The sequence below is a fragment of the Neisseria sp. P0014.S009 genome, assembly GCF_051958155.1.
Taxonomy (GTDB): domain Bacteria; phylum Pseudomonadota; class Gammaproteobacteria; order Burkholderiales; family Neisseriaceae; genus Neisseria; species Neisseria flavescens_C.
The window spans coordinates 138,278-155,590 of sequence record NZ_JBQCVS010000001.1 but is presented as its reverse complement, the minus strand read 5'-3'; the positions used below and the strand labels follow the sequence as shown (position 1 = coordinate 155,590).

The 17,313-nt window shown below is 47.4% G+C and carries 19 protein-coding genes and 1 pseudogene; 18 read left to right on the top strand and 2 right to left on the bottom strand.

Annotation, left to right across the window (positions count from 1 at the left end; translation table 11 throughout):
• Nucleotides 1-2: 2 nt before the first annotated feature.
• Nucleotides 3-926 carry a pseudouridine synthase gene (locus tag ACTHS4_RS00785; RefSeq protein ID WP_070826532.1) on the bottom strand — a complete coding sequence of 308 codons (924 nt, stop codon included), beginning with the start codon at nucleotides 924-926 and terminating at the stop codon, nucleotides 3-5.
• Nucleotides 927-1,135: 209 nt separating this feature from the next.
• Between ACTHS4_RS00785 and ACTHS4_RS00780 the strand changes: the two genes are divergently transcribed.
• On the top strand, nucleotides 1,136-1,438 hold the full coding sequence (locus tag ACTHS4_RS00780; RefSeq protein WP_070826531.1) for a hypothetical protein: 303 nt from the start codon (nucleotides 1,136-1,138) through the stop codon (nucleotides 1,436-1,438).
• Between the two features lie 55 nt (nucleotides 1,439-1,493).
• On the opposite strand, the gene ACTHS4_RS00775 is transcribed toward ACTHS4_RS00780, so the two are convergent.
• Entirely contained in the window at nucleotides 1,494-2,000 is a 507-nt protein-coding gene (locus tag ACTHS4_RS00775; protein WP_283122305.1) for a hypothetical protein, read from the bottom strand.
• 257 nt (nucleotides 2,001-2,257) lie between these two features.
• Between ACTHS4_RS00775 and hisS the strand changes: the two genes are divergently transcribed.
• From hisS to ACTHS4_RS00690, 17 genes and pseudogenes are all read left to right on the top strand, one after another.
• Nucleotides 2,258-3,553: a histidine--tRNA ligase gene (gene hisS, locus ACTHS4_RS00770; RefSeq protein ID WP_070826529.1), complete on the top strand. Its 1,296-nt coding sequence runs from the start codon at nucleotides 2,258-2,260 to the stop codon at nucleotides 3,551-3,553.
• Nucleotides 3,554-4,183: a YfgM family protein gene (locus tag ACTHS4_RS00765; protein ID WP_070695350.1), complete on the top strand. Its 630-nt coding sequence runs from the start codon at nucleotides 3,554-3,556 to the stop codon at nucleotides 4,181-4,183. It begins immediately after the preceding gene.
• Nucleotides 4,184-4,324: 141 nt separating this feature from the next.
• Nucleotides 4,325-5,782, top strand: coding sequence for a ribosome biogenesis GTPase Der (gene der / locus ACTHS4_RS00760; protein WP_049331367.1), 1,458 nt, complete (start codon nucleotides 4,325-4,327; stop codon nucleotides 5,780-5,782).
• 297 nt (nucleotides 5,783-6,079) lie between these two features.
• Nucleotides 6,080-6,376: an RNA chaperone Hfq gene (gene hfq / locus ACTHS4_RS00755; RefSeq protein ID WP_036493792.1), complete on the top strand. Its 297-nt coding sequence runs from the start codon at nucleotides 6,080-6,082 to the stop codon at nucleotides 6,374-6,376.
• A 78-nt stretch (nucleotides 6,377-6,454) separates the two neighbouring features.
• On the top strand, nucleotides 6,455-7,024 hold the full coding sequence (locus ACTHS4_RS00750; protein ID WP_070826528.1) for a tRNA (mnm(5)s(2)U34)-methyltransferase: 570 nt from the start codon (nucleotides 6,455-6,457) through the stop codon (nucleotides 7,022-7,024).
• 55 nt (nucleotides 7,025-7,079) lie between these two features.
• Nucleotides 7,080-7,454, top strand: a complete 375-nt coding sequence (locus ACTHS4_RS00745) for a SirB2 family protein (RefSeq protein WP_003681989.1) — start codon at nucleotides 7,080-7,082, stop codon at nucleotides 7,452-7,454.
• A gap of 15 nt (nucleotides 7,455-7,469) precedes the next feature.
• Nucleotides 7,470-7,958: a 2-amino-4-hydroxy-6-hydroxymethyldihydropteridine diphosphokinase gene (gene folK / locus ACTHS4_RS00740; RefSeq protein WP_070826527.1), complete on the top strand. Its 489-nt coding sequence runs from the start codon at nucleotides 7,470-7,472 to the stop codon at nucleotides 7,956-7,958.
• Between the two features lie 97 nt (nucleotides 7,959-8,055).
• A complete protein-coding gene (locus tag ACTHS4_RS00735; protein WP_070826526.1) occupies nucleotides 8,056-8,691 on the top strand; it encodes a deoxynucleoside kinase in 636 nt (211 codons plus the stop codon).
• 37 nt (nucleotides 8,692-8,728) lie between these two features.
• Complete coding sequence (locus ACTHS4_RS00730; RefSeq protein ID WP_003683206.1) at nucleotides 8,729-9,172, top strand: peroxiredoxin; 444 nt, start codon at nucleotides 8,729-8,731, stop codon at nucleotides 9,170-9,172.
• A gap of 83 nt (nucleotides 9,173-9,255) precedes the next feature.
• Nucleotides 9,256-10,128, top strand: a complete 873-nt coding sequence (gene xerD / locus ACTHS4_RS00725; protein ID WP_070826525.1) for a site-specific tyrosine recombinase XerD — start codon at nucleotides 9,256-9,258, stop codon at nucleotides 10,126-10,128.
• Nucleotides 10,129-10,355: 227 nt separating this feature from the next.
• Complete coding sequence (locus tag ACTHS4_RS00720; protein WP_070826524.1) at nucleotides 10,356-10,556, top strand: (2Fe-2S)-binding protein; 201 nt, start codon at nucleotides 10,356-10,358, stop codon at nucleotides 10,554-10,556.
• Between the two features lie 131 nt (nucleotides 10,557-10,687).
• Complete coding sequence (locus tag ACTHS4_RS00715) at nucleotides 10,688-10,921, top strand: glutaredoxin family protein (protein WP_036472354.1); 234 nt, start codon at nucleotides 10,688-10,690, stop codon at nucleotides 10,919-10,921.
• A 69-nt stretch (nucleotides 10,922-10,990) separates the two neighbouring features.
• Entirely contained in the window at nucleotides 10,991-11,599 is a 609-nt protein-coding gene (gene scpB, locus ACTHS4_RS00710) for an SMC-Scp complex subunit ScpB (protein ID WP_070826595.1), read from the top strand.
• Nucleotides 11,600-11,850: 251 nt separating this feature from the next.
• Nucleotides 11,851-13,867: pseudogene (locus tag ACTHS4_RS00705) on the top strand (BCCT family transporter).
• A 199-nt stretch (nucleotides 13,868-14,066) separates the two neighbouring features.
• Entirely contained in the window at nucleotides 14,067-15,728 is a 1,662-nt protein-coding gene (gene recN / locus ACTHS4_RS00700; RefSeq protein ID WP_070826522.1) for a DNA repair protein RecN, read from the top strand.
• A 115-nt stretch (nucleotides 15,729-15,843) separates the two neighbouring features.
• Entirely contained in the window at nucleotides 15,844-16,800 is a 957-nt protein-coding gene (gene gshB, locus ACTHS4_RS00695) for a glutathione synthase (protein ID WP_070826521.1), read from the top strand.
• Between the two features lie 67 nt (nucleotides 16,801-16,867).
• Entirely contained in the window at nucleotides 16,868-17,251 is a 384-nt protein-coding gene (locus ACTHS4_RS00690) for a diacylglycerol kinase (protein WP_070826520.1), read from the top strand.
• Nucleotides 17,252-17,313 lie beyond the last annotated feature (62 nt).

Below are 17,313 nucleotides of genomic sequence, written 5' to 3'. Positions count from 1 at the left end.
ACTTAAAGCGTAAAGCTGCTTTCAAATACGCGGATTTCTCTGCTGACAGGATCAGTAAACTCTATTCTTTTGGCCAAAAGTTTTAAAGGTTTGTCGTAGTCTTCCTCGCCGGCCGCCAATGGGGTAGGGTAAAGCGCATCGTTCATCAACGGCATGTTCAAACTCATCATATGCACGCGGAGCTGGTGTTTCTTTCCTGTATGCGGTGTGAGGCGGTAGAGGCTGAATGCGCCGCGGTTTTCGATAAGCTCGATGGTTGTGTGGGCGTTGGGTTCGCCTTCCGTTTCCCGCGTGAGAAAGAATTTTTCGCCGCGTTCCATTCGTGACGAAATATGCAGCGGATAGTCCAAATCCGTCCGCGTCGGCGCCACCGCTTCATAGGTTTTTCGGACGGTTTTTTCTTGGAACATGGTCTGATAACCACGACGCGTGGCAGGGTTGAGCGAAAGCAGCATAACGCCTGCCGTATCTTTGTCCAAGCGATGAATCGGCGTAATGTCTTCAACATTCAAATGCTGCAATTCCGGCCGCAGACGCAGGCGCGTGAGCAAGGTTTCCCGCAAAAACCTGCCGCTGGGGATGACGGGCAGAAAATGCGGTTTGTCCACTACAATCAAATGCTCGTCAATATGCAAAATCTTTTCTTCAAACGGAATACGCGGCTCGCTCTCACGGCTGGTTTCACGGTAATAAAACATCGTCTTACCGGGCTCGAATAAAGTATTCTCATCAAACAGTACGCCATCCGCGCCCACCACAAAACCGCTGTTCAGCCGCCGCCGCCAGTTTTCTTTGCCGACAAAGGGAAAATGAGCGCATAAAAAATGCAGCAGCGGCAAGCCGTAAAACTGCTTTTCATGCGGTAAAACCAAGTAGCTGGGTTTGACACCGTCTAAAAGGGGGAGGGGGTTGGTACGTTTTTTCATGTGGCGGATTGTACTCGGTTTTTAGGATTTTTTCAGACGGCCTTGTTTATATGGAAAATAAACTTCTAATAACGGATATGTATTGATGCAGGTTTTGTGCTTAAATAGATTCTTCAAACGACCAAAGAAACTGGTTTCTTTGGAACTTGCTTTTGTGGCATAAATTAAAGAAATGATAAAGAAGCAATATTTGAGAAAAGGAGAATATTATGCAGAAAGAAATCAGCATAATCATCATGTTATCTGTGTTTTCCGTATCCGCTATGGCGGGAGGGGAAGTTCGGCTTGGCAAGAGTAAGGCATACGATAATGAGTATGAACTTGTGGCAGAGCATGAAGTCAATGAAGAAGTTTCACAATTAAATCAAGACGAGTATGCCGCACATCCAATACGCAACGATAGCGGCGTCATGCAGTCAGGGAAGGCGGCTTCAGGCAGACAAGCTGTTTCCCAATACGGAAAACCTAATTTGCCGCCTGTACGCTTAAATCCGCATCCTTCACGACCTTGATTTCAAAATCAAAGGGTTGCTCCATTTGTTTGGGCAGCCCTTTTGTTTTGTTGGCTCACTCACATTTTTGTTTGCGTAAAACAAGTTTGTAATCGGTTTTGATGCTGGTTTGATCGCCAATCATCTTAAAATCATCTATCAAACAACGGTTTTCTGTACATTTCAACGTGAAATCTGCACCGACCCTATGGCCGTCAAATTGTTTAAATGTTGCCCGGACGGTATGGGGAGACGTGACCTTGACTTGCAAGGTTTTATGGAAGTTGTCAGGATGATCCTGACCAAAGCCCAAGTAGTAATGTATCGGCATGTCACACCCCAACTCCATATCGGGTTGCTTACGGATATTTGTGTCGAATTTATTGAATTGTCGGATGATTTTTTGTAGTTCAGGCGTAGTAACACGATTGTGTTCAGAGCCTAAATCCACTTTAGATAGATAAACCTTTTTGACTAAATCTATTTTGGCTTGATTATTTGTGGCATTATTGGCAGCCGTCGCTTGGGAGGGTAAGCTGGTGGTTAACAAGCCGATAACAAAAAGAGAGCGTAGTGTTTTCATGATGTGCATAGGGAAGGGATGAAAAGAATCCAAGTATAACGGCATTGAATCTATATTGAATATATTTTTAAGAAATTTAAGTTGCAAAGCAAGGGAAGTGTTGGAATCATTGAATGTGATTCTGCAATCTGCTTTACAGGCCGTCTGAATGCGAAAACCGATTTTCAGACGGCCTTTTGATTTGTTCCCAACCTCACAAACCCTTAAAAATCAGCTATAATGCCCAACTATTTGATTTTCGCTTATCCCATATTGAAATGGCACAAAAAATTCAATCTGTAAAAGGTATGAACGACCTTTTACCTGTCGAACAAAAAGATTTTAAACTGACGGCTGCATTTTGGCAGGCGTTTGAAGATACGGTCGGCCGTTGGACACGCGCTTACGGCTATCAGCAAATCCGTACGCCGATTGTCGAGCAAACCGGTTTGTTTGTCCGCTCCATTGGCGAGGAAACCGATGTGGTCGGCAAGGAAATGTACACCTTCTCCGATTCAAACGATTCTTTGAGTTTGAGCCTGCGTCCTGAAGGTACGGCTTCTTGTTTGCGTGCGGTGGTCGAACACAACCTTCTGTACAACAGCCCGCAAAAGCTGTGGTATATGGGGCCAATGTTCCGCCGCGAGCGTCCGCAAAAAGGCCGTTATCGTCAGTTCCATCAGGTTGGTATCGAGGCTTTGGGTTTTGAAGGGCCGGATATTGATGCGGAAATCATCGCGATGTCTGCCGACTTGTGGGAAAAATTGGGTATTCGCGAATACCTGACTTTGGAAATCAACAGCTTGGGCAACCGTGAGGAACGCGCGGCACACCGTGCGGCATTAGTTGAATATCTGACCCGTTATGAAGATAAATTGGACGAAGACAGCAAACGCCGTCTGAAAACCAATCCTTTGCGCGTTTTGGATACGAAAAACCCTGATTTGCAGGAAATCTGCAACGCGGCGCCGCGTCTGGTGGATTATTTGGGCGAGGCTTCGCAAAACCACTATGCACGCTTCAAGGCGATGTTGGACGGTTTGGGTATTCAGTATATTGAAAATCCGCGCTTGGTCCGCGGTTTGGATTACTACAATCAGACGGTTTTTGAGTGGACGACCGACAAACTCGGCGCGCAGGCGACTGTGTGCGGCGGCGGCCGTTACGATGGTTTGATTGAAGAGCTTGGCGGCAAACCTGTGCCGTCTATCGGCTTTGCGATGGGTATTGAGCGCCTGCTGCTTTTGGTGAGCGAATACGGCTCATTGGAAGTGAACGCCGCGCCTGATGTCTATGCAATGCACCAAGGCGAAGGTGCGGACTTGCAGGTGATGAAATACGCACAAGCCTTGCGCGCCCAAGGTTTCAATGTGATGCAGCATTCCGGCTATCAGAGCCTGAAAGCGCAAATGAAAAAAGCAGACAACAGTGGCGCACGCTTTGCCCTGATTGTGGCTCAGGATGAGCTGGCAAACGGTACGGTTACCCTGAAAGATATGCAGGGCAAACACGAACAACAAACCGTTGCCGCCGCTGATTTGACAGACACTTTACAACAATGGAAGAACGCATAAATGGCAGCTCATTTGGAAGAACAACAAGAGTTAGACAATTTTAAATATTTTTGGAAAAAAACCGGCCGTTGGATCTTTGCCTTGCTGATTGTGGCGGCTTTGGGGTATTTGGGTTACACCATTTACCAAGGCCAAAAAGCTTCAAAAGATCAGGAAGCCGCCGCAGTATTGGCGCAAATGGTGGAAAAGGCGCAGCAAAAAACCGACCCTAAAGCCATCAACGCCGATTTGGCCGAATTGCAAAAAAACTATCCTGATTCTATTTCGACAGCCCAAGCTACGTTGATGGTGGCGGCAACCGAGTTTGATGCCGGCCGTTATGATGTGGCGGAAGGTCATTTGAATTGGGTACTGAAAAACCAAAACGCACCGCTGGTTCAAGCTTTGGCAGCTCAGCGTTTGGGCGTTGTCCTGTTGCAGCAGAAAAAGTACGATGCCGCCATCAATGCCCTGAATACTCAGGTTGAGGCTGATTTCGAGCCTTTGATGCTGGAAACTAAAGGCGATGTTTACGTTGCCCAAAATAAAACCAAAGAAGCCGTACAAAGTTACGAAGCTGCTTTGAGCAAAATGCCGCAAACCGCAGTAGGCCGCGAATTGCTGCAAATGAAAATCGACAGCTTGAAATAAGTTTGTTTGAAATCAAGGCCGTCTGAAGTTGCAATGACTTTTCAGACGGCCTACACTTATCCTTATCAACCGTGTTTTTAAAACACCTGCTTGTGTTCCGCTCCCGTTTTTAGGCGGCACTTGACACAGAAAGACTCAATCATGAAACCAACCATCGCGCTTGTCGGCCGCCCCAATGTCGGCAAATCTACCTTATTCAACCGTTTGACGCGCACCAAAGACGCGCTCGTGCATGACTTGCCCGGCCTGACGCGTGACCGCCATTACGGTCATGGCAAAGTCGGCAGCAAACCTTATTTGGTCATCGATACCGGCGGCTTTGAGCCGGTTGTGGACAGCGGCATTTTGCACGAAATGGCAAAACAGACCTTGCAGGCTGTCGATGAAGCCGATGCAGTGGTGTTTTTGGTGGACGGCCGTACCGGTTTGACGCCGCAAGACAAAATTATTGCCGACCGTTTGCGCCAAAGCCCGCGTCCTGTTTATTTGGCCGTGAATAAAGGCGAGGGCGGCAATAGAGCCGTACTTGCCGCCGAGTTCTACGAACTTGCTCTTGGCGACCCTTATGTTATTTCAGGTGCGCATGGCGATGGCGTGTATTATCTGATTGAAGATATTTTGGAAACCTTCCCAGAGCCTGAAAAGGAAGAGGAAGAAGCGAAACATCCTGTTTTTGCTGTAATCGGCCGTCCCAATGTCGGTAAATCGACCTTGGTAAACGCCATCCTCGGCGAAGAGCGCGTGATTGCTTTCGATATGGCAGGCACGACGCGCGACAGTATTCATATCGATTTTGAACGCGAAGGCAAGCCGTTTACCATCATCGATACCGCAGGTGTGCGCCGTCGCGGCAAAGTGGATGAAGCAGTGGAAAAGTTCTCCGTTATCAAAGCCATGCAGGCGGTTGAAGCGGCAAACGTTGCTGTTTTGGTATTGGACGCGCAACAAGATATTGCCGATCAAGATGCGACGATTGCAGGTTTTGCTTTGGAAGCAGGCCGTGCTTTGGTGGTGGCGGTCAATAAATGGGACGGCATCAGTGAAGAGCGTCGCGAGCAAGTGAAACGCGATATCAACCGCAAACTGTATTTCCTTGATTTTGCTAAGTTTCACTTTATTTCTGCATTGAAAGAGCGCGGTATAGACGGTTTGTTTGAAAGCATTCAGGCTGCCTACAACGCGGCAATGATTAAGATGCCGACACCGAAAATCACGCGCGTATTGCAAAGCGCGATCGAGCGTCAACAGCCTCCGCGTGCTGGTTTGGTGCGTCCGAAAATGCGTTATGCCCACCAGGGCGGCATGAATCCGCCGGTAATTGTGGTACACGGCAATTCGCTGCACGCCATTTCTGACAGCTACACGCGCTATTTGACCCAAACGTTCCGCAAAGCCTTCAATCTGCAAGGTACGCCGCTCAGAATTCAATACAATGTTTCGGAAAACCCGTATGAAAATGCGGAAGACAAACCGAAGAAAAAACCGCTGCGCCGTGTCAGCCTAAGCAACCGTATTGAGAAACGCGAAGGCCGCAAGGAAGAGAAAAACCGCTTCAAGAAGAAAACCAAAGTCAGCGTGAAAAAACAATTCAGTAAATAAGCACAAAGGCCGTCTGAACAATTTCAGACGGCCTTTTTATAATGAAAAACAGCTTGTTAGAACTTCATGGCATATTTTCGATAGGATTTGCCGAATTTAAAAAAACATCCAATTTGGGTTTAGGGTTGTTGTGAATATGGAAATGAAACAGTCGGTTTGACGGGAAGTTCCCTTATTGCTGGATTCCTAAACGGTGTGATAGAAAAAAATAGTTGGTAATTTATCCTATTCGGGGCTACAATTCCATCAAACGCCGATTTTGGCGTCTTTACAATCATAATAATGGAGCTCAAGAATATGACAGCTAAAGGACAAATGTTACAAGATCCTTTTTTGAATGCGTTGCGTAAAGAGCACGTTCCGGTTTCGATCTACTTGGTAAACGGCATCAAGCTGCAAGGCCAAGTGGAATCATTCGACCAGTACGTTGTTCTGCTGCGTAATACTTCCGTCACTCAGATGGTTTACAAACACGCTATCTCAACAATCGTTCCTGCACGCGCAGTCAGCCTGCAACACGAAAACAAACAACCTCAAGCCGCTGCCGCAGCTGCTCCGGTTCAAGTTGAGACTGTGCAACAACCTGCCGAATAAATGATGTAACGCATTCCTGTTTTTCAATACCTTACCGCTTTTGCGGTAGGGTATTTTTATTTTCAGACGACCTTTATCATGCTGCTTGAAAACATTCTTCCTTTTGCACATTCCCTGTTACGACAAGCCTTAAAATCAGGCTGCCGCGCTTTGGATGCGACGGCCGGAAACGGGCATGATACTTTGCTGTTGGCGCAGTCGGTTGGCGAGACGGGTAGGGTGTGGGCATTTGATGTGCAACCCAAAGCATTAATGCAGACTCAAGGCCGTCTGAAAGAAAATGGCGTAGATGGTTGGGTAGCTCTGATACATGACGGCCATGAAAACCTTTTATCTTATCTCGACGAGCCTTTAGATGCCGCAGTATTTAATTTCGGTTGGCTGCCGGGTGACGATAAAAGCTGTACAACTGAGGCTGCAAGCAGCATCCGTGCGCTGACGGATACTTTGGGTTTGCTGAAAGAGGGCGGGCTTGCCGTGGCGGTATTGTATCCGGGGCATGAAGCCGGCCGAATAGAGGCTGAGGCGATTGTGCAATGGGCGGAAACTTTGCCGCAGGAAGCATTTGCCGTGTTACGCTATGGCTTTGTCAACCGCCGCAATGCGCCTCCCTATCTGCTGGCAATTGAAAAGTTGCGTCAGAAATAGATGTTTGCGGTAAAATAGCTGCTTTGTTTTTCAACCTTTAACATAAGAAACTGCCATGCAATATCTGTTTGTAAAATACAGCCATCAGATTTTCGTTGCCATTACCATTCTGTTGTTCAACATCCGTTTTTTCCTGCTCTGGCGTCATCCTGAGAAGCCGTTGGCTGGCATTTGGAAAGCCATGCCACATTTGAACGACACCATGTTGCTGTTTACCGGCTTATGGCTGATGAAGATTACCCATTTTTCGCCGTTCAATGCACCGTGGCTCGGCATGAAAATCCTGCTGTTGCTGGTTTATATTGTGTTGGGCATGATTATGATGCGTTCGCGTCCGCGTTCGCCGAAATTCTATATCGTCTACGTTTTGGCCATGTCGTGTGTTGCCACGATTGTTTTCCTTGCCAAAACCAAAACGCTGCCGTTTTAAAAGAGGCCGTCTGAAATGTATCCGCATTTTGCCGTTATCGCTTTGGGCAGCAATCTTGCCAATCCTGCCGAACAGGTTCGCGCAGCTTTGGCCGAATTGGCCGCGCATCCTCATATCCGGCTTGAAAAGACTTCTTCCCTGTATCTGACTGCGCCGGTCGGCTATGACGATCAGCCTGATTTTGTGAATGCCGTTTGTGCGGTGAAAACTTCATTGGACGGCGTAGCGCTGTTGGCAGAGTTAAACCGCATCGAGGCCGAATTTGGGCGCGAACGTACTTTCCGTAATGCGCCGCGCACCTTGGATTTGGACATTATCGATTTTGACGGTATCCGCAGCGATGATCCGCATCTGACCTTGCCGCATCCGCGCGCGCATGAGCGTAGTTTCGTGATGTTGCCGTTGGCCGAAATCCTTCCGGATTTCGAGTTGGGCGAGCATGGACGTGCGGCTGATTTGGCTCAGGCTTTGGGCGGGCAGGGTATTCGCCTGTTAAAAGAATAAGGGCCGTCTGAAAAACGGACTAAAACAAGAAAGGGCGTGTTGGACACGCCTTTTTTGCTATAAAATATTGTTGGGAAACACATTACAAAGAGTTACTATGAATCCTCGTTATATTGTTGTCGAAGGCGCCATCGGTAGCGGCAAGACCGCTTTGAGCCGCCGCTTGGCAGAGCATTTCAGCGCGTTGCTGTTGTCAGAGAATCCGGATCACAATCCGTTTCTCATGAAGTTTTACAGCAATGTTTCCAATAATGGCTTGGCTGCCGAACTTTTCTTCCTGACGCGCCGCGCTGAAAGCGTGAATATTATTGAAGAGCAATGCGCGCAAGGCGGAATGGTTGTGGCTGACTTTTTATTGGAAAAAGACCGTATTTTTACGTCCATCGTTTTGAATAATGATGAGCAGCAGCTTTTTGCCGATATGAAGCAACGCATTCTGCCGCAATACGCGGAGCCCGATGTGGTGATTTATCTGCAAACAGCCGTCGAAAACAACCGCAAACGCCTGCAAAAACGTCACGAAGGTATCATCAGCTTGTTTCCCGAAGGCTATTTGGGACGGGTGCATGACGAATACAGCCATTTCTTCCATTTGTATCAAAGAGCGCCTTTGCTGACTGTCAATGCCGATGAGTTGGATTTGGCCGGCAATGACGACCACTTTCAGCTTTTGTTGCGTGCATTAGAAGATTTTCAAGGTACGCGCAGTTATTTGAATTTAAGCGAAAAATAAACGCAGGCTAGGTTTAGGCCGTCTGAAAGGAATAATTATGTCAAAATATCAATTCACACTCCCATCTTCTTCCGGCAGCGATTTTAACTCCGCCGAACATTTGCCGTTGGTTGTCTATTTTTATCCTAAAGACAGCACGCCCGGCTGTACCACTGAAGGCTTGGATTTCAATGCCCGATTGGAGCAATTCAAAGCATTGGGCTATACCGTTGTCGGCATTTCGCGCGACGGTGTCAAATCGCATCAGAATTTCTGCGCCAAACAAGGCTTCCAGTTTGAATTGTTGAGCGACAAAGAAGAAACCGTCTGCAAACTGTTTGACGTGATCAAGCTGAAAAAGCTTTACGGCAAAGAATCACTCGGCATCGAGCGCAGCACGTTTGTGTTGGATGAAAACGGCGAAATCGCCCATGAATGGCGCAAAGTCAAAGTGGCCGGACACGCGCAGGAAGTTTTGGATACAATTTCTCAAGCTTCTTAAAATAGGGCTTTGAAAACCTAAGGCCGTCTGAACGGATGTAAAGCCATGCCGTTCAGACGGCCTTTCAATACAGTTTGATAAATATGGACGATTTAATAGACAAGCTGCTTGAATCCCTTTGGCTGCAAGACAGGCTCAGCCACAATACGCTGCAGAGTTACCGCCGTGATTTGGTCAAGGTCGCGGCGCGTTTGGCCGAGGGTGGGCAGGATTGGTTGAGTGCCGATGAATTTTCCCTGTCTGATGCCGTGTATGCGGAAGGGGAAAAAAGTACGTCCCAAGCGCGGGCATTGTCGGCTTGCAAGCGCATGTACGGCTGGTTGGAAGAAACGGGTCAAAGAGCAGACAATCCTACCCGTTTTCTCAAGGCGCCGAAATCGGAACGAAAACTGCCCACGCTGATTACCGAAGCCCAAATCGACGCGCTGCTGGCTGCGCCGGATGTGGAAACGTCGCACGGACTGCGCGACAAAGCCTTGCTTGAAGTCATGTATGCAACAGGTTTGCGCGTGACCGAAGCCGTCAAATTGACGCTCAGCGATATCGATTTACATCGCGGCAGTATCCGAACCATAGGCAAGGGCGACAAATTGCGTCTGGTTCCGCTGGGTCAGGAAGCGGCGTATTGGGTGGAACGTTATTGCAACGAATCGCGCCCGTTGTTGTTGAAAAATAAAATCTGCGACGAAGTGTTTGTCAGCCAGAAACGCAGCGGCATCAGCCGTCAGCTTGCATGGATGATAGTCAAAGAATATGCCGAAGCAGCCGGTATTGCTTCACTCAGCCCGCACGGCTTGCGCCATGCTTTTGCCACGCATTTGGTCAATCACGGCGTCGATTTGCGCTCAGTCCAGATGATGTTGGGACATTCCGATATCAATACTACGCAGATTTATACCCATGTTGCCAATATCCGTTTGAAAAACATGGTCGATGAACACCATTCCCGTTCATAAATAAAGGCGGCATCTCGAAGATGCCGCTTTTTGTTATTGAGGCCGTCTGAAAGGTTATCAAACTTTAAAATTATAAAATATCAATCAAAATATAAAATTCCATAGAAAAATTTCAAAACAAAAGGACAGTGCCAATATTGCAATGCAAACCGTTTTTATTTATATTTACGTTCAAGAATAAATCCTACTCTCAATTACAGAGGGTAACAAAATTATTGGAGCACATCATGTTTGTCTGCATCTGCAACGCCATTACTGACCACGACATCAAAGAGACCATCGCCGCCGGTGCAACCACCATGAGCGATTTGCAGGCTCAATTGGGCGTGGCGACTTGTTGCGGTTGCTGCGGCGAATTGGCTGCATCGTTTTTGACTGCAAGCAGCGCCCAAAATGCCGTGACTGCCGGGATCAACGTTCAGTCTTAATTTCAGAATACACATAAAGGCCGTCTGAAGGCGTCGTTTCGCGCCTGTTCAGACGGCCTTTGTCATGCCTGTATGGTTTGGAGGCATTTTGCTATACAATGGCCGCTTTTGTTCCTCCGAGAGTAACCGCCATGAAACTGACCTTGATGTTTCGGGAATATTGCAGCCTGTGCCACAAAATGCGCGAACAATTAAAGCCTTATCAGGAGCAGTTTGGATTTGAGCTGGACATTGTCGATGTTGATGAAGATCCGGTTTTAGAAGAAAAGTACAATGAGCTGGTGCCTGTTTTGCTGGATGGCGATACCGAAATCTGCCATTGGTTTTTGGACGAAGAAAAACTGAAAGCGCATTTGAGCGCGTGACAAACTGTTGACCATATTGTCTTTCAGATGGCCTTTGGCTGTTCATGCCGCCTGAACATTGATTTTATTATGACTGAAAAACTTTCTCCCGATGCGCTGATTGAAGCGGCGCTGTTGACGCAAGTCGAACCCTTAAACGAAAAAGCCATGCGAGAATTGTGCGTGCCTCCGTTGTCGCAAGACAAGCTGATTGATGTGTTGGCGCAACTGAAGGCCCGTTGGCAGGGCAGGGCTTTGCAACTGGTGCATACCCATGAGGGCTGGCGCTTCCAAATCGCCCAAGCCGCATTTGAACGACTGGGCAGCCTGCAAGAGCAGCGCGCGCCGCGTTATTCCCGCGCCGTGATGGAGACGCTGGCGATTATTGCCTATCAGCAACCGGTAACGCGTGGCGATATTGAAGGCATACGCGGCGTGGCGGTGTCGCAAAATGTCATGCAAACCTTGCAGGATAGGGGCTGGATTGAAGTCATCGGCCACCGTGATTCTGTCGGCCGTCCGGCATTGTGGGCAACAACGGCAACATTCTTAAGCGATTTGCGTTTGGAAAGTTTGGAAGAATTGCCGCCACTGACAGAATTGGGTGAGCTGGTGTTACCTGATTTAATGGAAACGCCGCCGACAGGCGATGAGGAAACTGAAGAAGCAGTTGAATCAGGAAGCAGACTGATTAACTGATTTGAATGTAAAGGCCGTCTAAAACAATCGTGTTTCGGACGGCCTTTATTATTGTATAACATCATGATTTTAAATATAATTTTTATCTATTTTAATAACTTATTGATTTTGTGATATAATTTGAAAAAGCATTAGAATAAATATCTCTCATTCTGTAATAGCTTGAGAAGACATACGGAAACGTTTCTCTCTTTATCAATCGGCAGCCCGTTTGTTCTTCAAATATGCGCTGTATCAACTACGGAACCGATATGAAATTTAAACAATTTATTCAAAACAAATCTTCTTTCAATCCAAGCGTGGTCGGTATTACGCTTTTCTTCGTCCTTTTGCTTTTGTCAGCTGCTTTGGTTTGGCCTCAAAATACAGAGGCATTTGTTAAATGCCATGAAGCAGTTTATTTTTCAAAATGTCAGTTGGTTTTACATTCTGACTTTCTCTGTATTCCTTATTTTCTTATTGGCGCTTCCCATCAGCAGCTTCGGCAGTATCAGGCTGGGTGCAAACGAGGACGAACCTGAGTTTTCGTTTTTATCATGGCTGGCCATGCTGTTTGCGGCCGGCATGGGCGTGGGCTTGATGTTTTTCGGTGTGGCTGAGCCTTTATCGCATTTCTCTTCCCCGATTGCCAAAGGCAATGCGCAAGAGGCGATTCTGCATACGGTGTTCCACTGGGGGATTCATGCCTGGGCAATCTACGGAATCATTGCGCTTGCTTTGGCGTATTTCGGTTTCCGCTATAAATTGCCGCTGGCGTTGCGCTCCTGCTTTTATCCGATTTTAAAAGACAAAATCAACGGCAAAATGGGCGATGCCATCGATGTGATGGCTTTGATTGCGACTTTGTTCGGTATTATCACAACCTTGGGATTTGGCGCGGCACAAATGGGTTCCGGTTTGTTGAAGATGGGCTGGGTGCAGGATAACAGCTATGTCTTGCAGGTCGGCATTATCGTTGTTGTGATGGCGATTGCCATATTTTCCGCAACTTCGGGCGTGGGCAAAGGCGTCAAAATTTTGAGTGAAACCAACTTGGTGTTGGCACTGTCATTGCTGTTGTTTGTCTTGTTGAGTATGCCGACGACGTATTTGATTTTCGCATTCAGCGACAATTTGGGCACTTATTTGAGTAACTTCGTTTCGTTCAGCTTTAAGTCATATACCTACGAGCCTGAGCATACAAAATGGTTTACCGGCTGGACGGTGTTGTATTGGGCTTGGTGGTGTTCGTGGTCGCCTTTTGTCGGTTTGTTCATTGCCCGAATTTCGCGAGGCAGGACCATCCGCGAATTTATTTTTGGCGTATTGGCAGTGCCTAGCCTGATGAGTATTTTGTGGTTTACTGTATTTGGCAATTCAGCCTTGTGGCTGGACACGCATGTGGCAAACGGCGCCTTGTCTGCCTTGACCAACGAGCCTGAAAAATTGTTGTTTGCCTTTTTGAATTATTTGCCGTGGCCGGTTGTCAGCAGCTTGGTAGCATTGCTGGTGATTTCGCTGTTTTTTATCACTTCTGCCGACTCAGGCATTTATGTGCTGAACAATATTGCTTCGCGCGATAAAGGGCTGGCTTCGCCTAAGTGGCAATCGGTTATGTGGGGCGTGTTGATTTCGGCTGTGGCTATTGTGTTGTTGGGTGCCGGCGGTTTGCCTATTTTGCAAACCATGACCCTGATTGCGTCTCTGCCGTTTGCGGTGTTGATGATTTTTATGATGGTTTCTTTGTGGAAAGCTCTAAACAACGATGCCAACTATTTTGCAACCGCCGTTAATCCGAGCAGTATTTTCTGGTCGGGCGATCATTGGAGGGAACGCCTTGGCCAAATGATGAATCAGACGCAGGAAGTCGATATCATCAAATTTATGAAAAATACGGCGCTTCCGGCAATGCAGGAATTGAAAAACGAATTGACCGAAAAATACAATATGGACGTAGAAATCCGTTGCCTGTTGCAACAGGATGAGCCGTCGGTGGAGCTGGTGGTGCATAAAGGGACGGTAAGGGATTTTGTCTATGGGATTAAATCCGTAAAGCGGGAAATTACCGACCAGTTGATTCGTGAAGACAGCCTGCCTCATTTCAAATATGCAGCAACGTTCATACCGTTGACGTATTTTTCGGATGGGCGCGATGGATACGATGTGCAATATATGACGCAAAAAGAATTGATTGCCGATATGCTCAAGCAGTATGAGCGTTATCTGAACCTGCTTGCCGGAGTGGGGCAGGAATTGATGGGGCATGAACAAGTAGAGCTGGCAGAGTAAAGCAAATTTAGGCCGTCTGAAAATGTAGCAATATTCAGACGGCCTTTTTATTGCTTGCTTAAAAAATAATTTGTTTAAAATAAATATCTTAGATAGATTATAAGAAAAATCTGATTTAAACTATAAAAAATCTTAGTTATAATCAGTTTATCTAAAGCTATTCCGCATAGGTGCGGGTGATTTACTAAGGAATACTGCAATGCTGTTGGCACTTTCTTTGCGTGATTTTGTCATTGTTGAAAACCTGAATCTTGATTTTCAAAACGGCTTTACCGTATTGACGGGCGAGACCGGCGCAGGCAAATCGATTACTCTGGACGCGATTGGCCTGTTGTTGGGCGATAAAGCCGATTATAGCCAAGTGCGAAGCGGCGCCAAAGAAGCGCAGTTGTCGGCTTTGTTCGATATCAGTAGTTTGCCTGAGCTGAAAGCGCAGCTGCAGGAGCAAGGTCTTTTGGAAGAAGATGCCGAAGAGCTCAGCATCCGCCGTATTATCGATGCCAAGGGTAAAAGCCGCAGTTATATCAATAATCAGGCAGCAACATTGGCGCAGCTGAAAGCCATCGGCGAGCAGTTAATCGATATTCACGGCCAAAATGCCCATCATTCGTTGAATCAAGAGTCTGCGCAACGCGAGTTGTTGGACGCATTTGCCGGCAGCAAAGAGCAGGCAGAAATGGTCAAACAGCTTTATCAAAACTGGGTCAATGCGAAAAAGGCACTACAAGAAGCGCAAGAGCAGGCAGAAACCATGGCTATCGAACGCGAGCGTTTGGAATGGCAGTTTAATGAGTTGAACCAATTGGAGCTCAAACCCAACGAATGGGAAACCTTAAGCCAAAGCCACGACAGTCTGGCGCATTCGGCCGAGTTGCTGCAAACCGCCGAGCAGGTGGGCGACAGTATAGACGGAGACAACGGCATCCAACGTCAAATCTACCAATGCCAAAAACTGTTGGGCAATCTGCAAAACATTGAGCCGCGCTTTGCCGAGAGCTTGAATATGTTGGCAAGTATTGAAGCAGAATTGGGTGAAATCAGTGCCAATATGCGTGATGTGGCTGGTCGCAGCGACATCGATCCTAATGAATTGGCCGCACAAGAAAGCCGTATGGGCGAATTGATGAGTATGGCGCGCAAATACCGCATTGAGCCGGAAGAGTTGCCGCAAAAGTTGGCGGAAATCGACGAGCGCTTGCAAAACCTGCACGCGGCTGCTGATTTGGAAGCCTTGGAAAATGCAGTCGCACGCAATCTTGCCGAATACCACGAAGCCGCCCACATTCTCTCCGCCATGCGCCATCAGGCGGCCGGCCGTTTGGGCGAAGAGACCACCGAGCATATGCAGCATTTGGCCATGAAGGGCGCACGTTTTGACATCGTCTTGTTGCCGTCTTCGCCGACCGCGCATGGTCTGGAGCAGGTGCAATTCCAAGTAGCAGCGAATAAAGGCAATCCGTCCCGACCTTTGAATAAAGTGGCTTCCGGTGGCGAATTGGCGCGTATCAGCTTGGCTTTGCAAGTGGTTGCCAGCCAATACACGCAAGTGCCGACATTGATTTTTGATGAAGTGGATACCGGTATTGGTGGCGGTGTTGCTGAAATGGTCGGTAAAGCTTTGCGTGCATTAGGTAAAAAACATCAAGTTTTGGCGGTAACCCATCTTCCTCAAGTAGCCTCTTGTGGTGAAAACCATTGGCAGGTCCGCAAGCATAGCGAAGGGGAGCAAACCGTCAGCGAAATCAGCGTCTTGAACCATCATCAGCGCATTGAGGAAATCGCGCGTATGCTGGGTGGCGAAATCATTACCGATACCACACGCAGCCATGCCGCCGAACTCTTGCATTTGGCAGCCGCCTAAAAGCCTCAAGGCCGTCTGAAAATAGGATTCAGACGGCCTTTTCTATATTTTGCCACCTTTTCAGGCAGGCAGAATACAAGGTATGATTATATCGTCTGTTTACAAGGAAATTTTGATGAAAGTCCTGTTTATCGCCGATCCAATGGCAAGTTTTAAAACCTATAAAGACACTACTTACGCCATGATGCGTGAAATGGCAAAGCGCGGTTGGCAGCTTTTTCATACCTTGAGCGGAGAATTGTCCGTCCGTGAAGGCTTGGTGGTGGCTCAGGCGGCGGCATTTGAGTTTGTCGGCGCGAAGAATGATGACGATCACGAATGGTTTAAAGCAGAGACAAAAGTTCAGACGGCCTTAAAAGATTTCGATGCGGTCATTATGCGCACTGATCCGCCGTTTAATATGCAATATCTGTATGCGACCCAGTTTTTAACTTTGGCAGAGCAGCAGGGCGCAAAAGTATTTAACAGCGGACAAGCAATGCGTGATTTCAATGAGAAATTGGCGATTTTGAATTTCAGCCAGTTTACCGCGCCGACTTTGGTTACCACACGTTCCGCCGATGTCCGCGCATTTTTGAAAGAACACGGCGACATCATCATCAAACCTTTGGACGGCATGGGCGGTATGGGTATTTTCCGCCTGACCGAATCCGACCCTAATATCGGCAGTATTTTGGAAACCCTGATGCAGCTTGATTCACGCACCATCATGGCACAACGTTATATTCCTGAAATCGTACATGGCGACAAGCGCATTTTGATTATCGGTGGGGAAGTTGTTCCGTATGCTTTGGCGCGTATTCCTCAAAATGGTGAAACGCGCGGCAACTTGGCTGCCGGCGGCCGCGGCGTGGCGCAGGAGTTGAGCGAGCGTGACCGTGAAATTGCAGAAACCCTTGCGCCTGAATTGAAGCGCCGCGGTATTTTGCTTGCCGGTTTGGATGTCATCGGCAGCAACCTGACCGAAGTCAACGTAACCAGCCCGACTGGCTTCCAAGAAATCATGAAGCAAAAAGATTTCGACGTTGCTGCCATGTTTGCAGATGCCGTAGCATCTTGGGTAAAACAATAAATCCAAAGGCCGTCTGAAAATTGACCTGACCGTTTTTTTCAGACGGCATTCTAATGTTGAGAATATGATGGAACCATCTTCCTACGCTTCCGAGAAAAAAGGCAAAAACGGCATCAAGCGCATCATTAATGCGTTTGGTTATTCCAAAGACGGACTGGCTGCCGCGTATCGTTATGAAAGTGCATTTCGCCAAGTTTTTTGGTTGAATCTGATTTTAATTGTCTTGGCCTTATTCCTTGATTTCGGCTCGGCCATCAAAATGGTGCTCATTGTTGCATCGTTTATTTCATTGGTTACCGAATTGTTTAATACCGCCATCGAGGCAGCCGTTGACCATACCTCTACTGAAAAACACGAGCTGGCCAAGCGTGCCAAAGATGCCGGTTCGGCCGCGCAACTGATGGCTTTGTTCATGTTATTTATTGTTTGGATTATTGCATTAACTGCTTAAAAATATGGTAATATGGTAATTCGTTAGGATTAGATAGTATTAATTAATCTATATCAAAGTTT